Source organism: Anaerosporobacter sp., from assembly GCF_965301125.1.
This window is the reverse complement of the sequence record NZ_CBDLAM010000015.1, coordinates 16,397-21,152: the sequence shown is the minus strand read 5'-3', so window position 1 is coordinate 21,152 and position 4,756 is coordinate 16,397. Positions and strand designations below refer to the sequence as shown.

The following is a 4,756-nucleotide window of genomic DNA, read 5'->3' as shown; positions in this document are numbered from 1 at the left end:
GAAGAGGAGATCCCTTTAATTATTAAACAATTCGTTCGACCATTTAATCTAAAAAATCCACCGCTGATTCGTGTAGGTATTCTTAAGGTAGGAAATGAAAAGAACATGCTTTTGTATGATATCCATCATATTATTACAGATGGATCGTCCTTCCAGATTCTTAACCGCGATTTAGTAAGTATTTCTAAGGAAGAGGAACTTGTTTCCCTACCAGTTACATACAAAGATTACGCTGTCTGGGAGAACAAACGAGAAGCTAGTGAGACATTTAAACATCATGAAGAGTATTGGTTATCTGAATTCGAAGAGGAAGTACCACAGATTCCATGGCCATATTTCAATTCATGTCCAGAGAATCGAGAAGCTATTTATGATGAGATTGTTATAGCTAAAGATCAGTTAGAAGTACTGAACCAGTTGGCCAAAGAGACTGGATCCACTTTGTTTATGATTCTACTAGGAAGCCTTAGTATTACACTTTCCAAAATCAGTGGTCAGGATAATATGATTATTGGTAGTGTAGAAGCAGGAAGAAACAATAGCCAGATTCAAGATGTAATTGGTGTATTTATCAATAACTTTGCAATTAAGACAAGGGTTATAGATAATAACACATTTAGGGAGTACTTAAAGCAAGTGAAGGACAAAGTCATGAATGCATATGAACATCAGGAATATCCATATGATAAACTGATTGAAATCTTAAAGTATACTAAGAGGCTTTCTGACTTAGATTTGTTTAATACCATGCTTGTACTAGAGAATATTAAGGGACAGGATGTAAACACGGAAGGATTTGCCTTAGAGCCTTATAATCATATTCGTACAGAAGCCAAGTATGATTTGTATGTTGGAGGTATTCAATATGAAGATGAAATTGTTCTCGGTATAGAATTTTGTGCTGGAGTATTTGATGAGAAAGCAAGAACTTCGTTTAAAAAACATTGGGAGAGAGTGCTTGCAGATATTTGTAAGAACGCAGATCAGAAGATTAAGACAATGGACTGTGAAGTAATACAGCAACCAGAGAGCGAGGAAGAATCCAGTTATGATGCAGATTTTGACTTCTAAGAAGTAAAAGGAGGAAAAATAGGATAAGTTCAACGGGGTCAGATTGACACCGTTGAACTCCCTACTAAAAAAGTTATGGATAATACATTATTTTTAGAGGAAGCAGCAGATTATTGGAAAGCCGTATATGAGACTACCGAAATGAAAGATCAGATACTAGAAGAATCTTATAGTGCTGGTGTACTTAAAGAGATGTCTTTTCAAATTGCAGGAGACAGCTATGAGAAAATTAGTAAGATTACTAGGAAGGATAGTTGGACTACATATGTGTTTTTCCTATGCACCATTCGGGTTTCACTGTCTCATGCTTTAAAAAAAGAAGAGAAGATTATTGGAGTTCCTTCTTACTTTAAATCACTGGAAGCAGATATTGTAAATCGTTGTCTGCCATTTATTTTCCCTGTGAAGGAAGAAGCTACATTTAAAGAAATTTTTGTATGATATTCATCATATTATTACAGATGGAACGTCCTTTAAGATCCTTAACCGTGATTTAATAAGCATCTATAATGGAGAGAATCTTGTTTCCTTGCCAGTTACATACAAAGATTACGCTGCTTGGGAGAACAAACGAGAAGCCAGTGAGACTTTTAAACGTCATGAAGAGTATTGGCTATCTGAATTCGAACAGGAAATACCTAAGGTTTCATGGCCATATTCCAACTCACACAAAGAGGATAGAGAGGTCATCTATGATCAAATTATTATAGGAAGAGACCGGTTTGAAGTACTGAGTCAGTTGGCGAAAGAAACAAGAACCACCATTTTTATGATTCTTCTAGGAAGCCTTAGCATTACCCTTTCCAAAATCAGTGGTCAGGATACTATGATTATTGGTAGTGCAGAAGCAGGAAGAAACAATAGCCAGCTTGAGAATGTAATTGGTGTATTTATCAATGACTTTGCAATCAAGACAAGTGTTAAAGATAACAACACATTTAAGGAACACTTAAGACAAGTGAAGGACAAAGTCATGAATGCATATGAACATCAGGATTATCCATACGATAAACTGATTGAAACCTTAAAGAATACTAAGAAAATATCTGGCTCAGATTTATTTAATGTCATGTTAGTACTAGAGAATATTAAGCGACTGTCTATAAACGCAGAAGGATTAACCTTAGAGCCTTATAATCATATTCGTACAGAAGCTAAGTATGATCTGTATGTGGGAGGTATTCAATATGAAGATGAAATTGTTCTCGGTATAGAATTTTGTGCTGGAGTATTTGATGAGGATGCAAGAAATTCGTTAAAAAAACATTGGGAGAGTGTACTTGCTGATATCTGTAAGAATGCAGACCAGAAGATTAAGACAATGGACTGTGAAGTTATACAACGTCCAGAAAAGATAGACAAAATAGTGGAAGAATCTAGTTTTAGTGCAGGTTTTGACTTCTAAGAACCAAAAGGAGGAGACATGGATAATATATTATTTTTAGAGGAAGCAGCAGATTATTGGAAAGCTGTATATGAGACTACAGAGATGAAAGATCAGATACGAGAAGGAGAGTCCTATAGTGCTGGTGTATTAGAAGAGATGTCTTTTCAGATTGCAGGGGACAGCTATGAGAAGATTAGTAAGATTACTAGAAAGGATAGTTGGACTAGTTATGTGTTTTTCCTATGCACCGTTCGGGTTTCATTAGCTCTTGCTTTAAAAAAGGAAGAAAAGATTATTGGAGTTCCTTCTCACTTTAAAACACTGGAATCGGATATAATAAATCCTTGTCTTCCGCTTGTTTTTCCTGTGAAGGAAGAAGCTACATTTAAAGAGACATTACTTGGAATCAAGAAGGAAATCGAAACATTACATAGATTTCAAGTCTATTCCTTACAAGAGAAAAATCAGATCGTATTTAAGAAGAATAAAGAGATTCTATTTCCTGTGAATATGGTGATGGAAGGACTTCATCGAAAAGATTTGGTAGACAATTATAAGGAATATCCAGATACCAAGTTAGGGGTTTGTTTAAAAGAAAATAGTGACAGTTATCAAATCACGTTGAGATATAATACTACGTATTTTAATAAGCAAGATATCAAGAATTATATTGCTAAATATGAAATTCTGTTACATCAGTGTCTAGAAAACTTGGATGTGAAACTATCAAATCTGGAATTAATTAATCCAGATGAACAACGTATAATACGAAATCAGTTCAATGCAACTAGAATAGAATATGAGAAAGAAGCAACCCTTGTTGACTTGTTTGAACGCCAGGTAAATGAACATCCACAAGACATAGCCGTAGAATGGGGGGACGAGTCAGCTACCTACGAACAGATTAATGCCAGAGCCAATACCATTGCTAATGTTTTGCGAGAGTACAACATAAGTACGGATTGTATCGTGCCGATTCTGGTTAAAAGAAGTATTGATACCCTTATCTGCATGATTGCTGTGTTAAAGGCAGGAGGAGCGTATCTACCTGTTGATACAGAATATCCTGCTGAACGTATTTCCTATATGCTAACCCATAGCAAAGCAAAAGTCATACTAGCCCATAAGGAGCTTTTAGATAAAGTTCAAACCTTGGAATGCGAAACAATCTTAGTAGATGATAAACAATATAGACAAGAAACAAAAGAGAATCCTAAGTATTCTGTAAATTGCCATAATCTTGCCTATGTTTTATATACTTCTGGCTCTACAGGTAAACCGAAGGGAGTAATGATTGAACATCAGCAGGTACATAATTTCCTTATAGGAATGAATCAGGCAATTGATTTTTCAGACTATCATAATGTCCTTAGTTTGACTACCGTATCTTTTGATATATTTGGATTGGAAAGTATTGTATCCTTACTAGCTGGTAAGAAAATTACCATAAGCAAAGATGGAGAGGATATTGATGGAGAAAAGGTTGCAAGGATGATGACGAAAGGAAACGTTGATGTGATTCAATGTACTCCATCAAGAGTGAAAATACTGTTACAGACGCAGGAATTTAGGAACGCACTAAAGCAAATCAAAGCGATTTTGGTAGGTGGAGAGGCGTTTCCAGAAAATTTACTTAAAGAATTACAGGAGTTTGATAATCTTAGAATCTTTAACATGTATGGACCTACAGAAACTACGATTTGGTCTACGGTGAAGGATGTGACGAAAGAAGAACAAATTACCATAGGAAAACCTATTGCTAATACAAGACTTTATGTTCTAGATTCCAACAAAAAGATGGTAGGAATCGGAGAGGAAGGGGAACTCTGTATTGGAGGAGATGGTGTCGGTAGAGGATATCTGTACGCAGAAGAAATGACGAATGAACGATTTATTACATTGGCTGATGGGGAACGGGTATACCGAACTGGCGATTTGGCAAAATGGTGCCAGGATGGGGATGTTTCCTATGTTGGAAGAATGGATTTTCAGGTGAAAATCAGAGGGTATCGTGTGGAACTCGGTGAAATAGAGAATCTAATGCTTCGTGTGCCAGGTGTTAAAGAGGCGGTTGTTACTGCAAAAGGAAGGGATTCAGAAAAAGAATTGGTAGCTTATTATGTTGAAGAAAGTCCTGTAGACCAAGAATTATTGAAATCCAAGTTAGAAGAGAAGTTACCATCTTATATGGTGCCATCGTGGTTTATGAGATTAGAGAAATTCCCATTAACCTTAAATGGCAAGATTGATAAAAAGTCACTTCCAGAGATAACAAAGGTAACAACAAAGGAATATGTG

Annotated in this window: 4 protein-coding genes; all 4 read left to right on the top strand. The window is 35.9% G+C overall.

Translation table 11 applies throughout. The features are described from left to right. Nucleotides 1-1,071: condensation domain-containing protein (locus ACW2QF_RS02990; RefSeq protein ID WP_455714510.1), on the top strand; the 1,071-nt coding region annotated here is incomplete at its 5' end. 75 nt (nucleotides 1,072-1,146) lie between these two features. Then, nucleotides 1,147-1,512 carry a hypothetical protein gene (locus tag ACW2QF_RS02985; RefSeq protein WP_455714509.1) on the top strand — a complete coding sequence of 122 codons (366 nt, stop codon included), beginning with the start codon at nucleotides 1,147-1,149 and terminating at the stop codon, nucleotides 1,510-1,512. Further along, on the top strand, nucleotides 1,505-2,476 hold the full coding sequence (locus ACW2QF_RS02980; RefSeq protein ID WP_455714508.1) for a condensation domain-containing protein: 972 nt from the start codon (nucleotides 1,505-1,507) through the stop codon (nucleotides 2,474-2,476). The genes ACW2QF_RS02985 and ACW2QF_RS02980 overlap by 8 nt, the downstream gene beginning before the upstream one ends. A gap of 18 nt (nucleotides 2,477-2,494) precedes the next feature. Next, the coding region (locus ACW2QF_RS02975) for a non-ribosomal peptide synthetase (protein WP_455714507.1) at nucleotides 2,495-4,756 on the top strand (2,262 nt) is incomplete at its 3' end.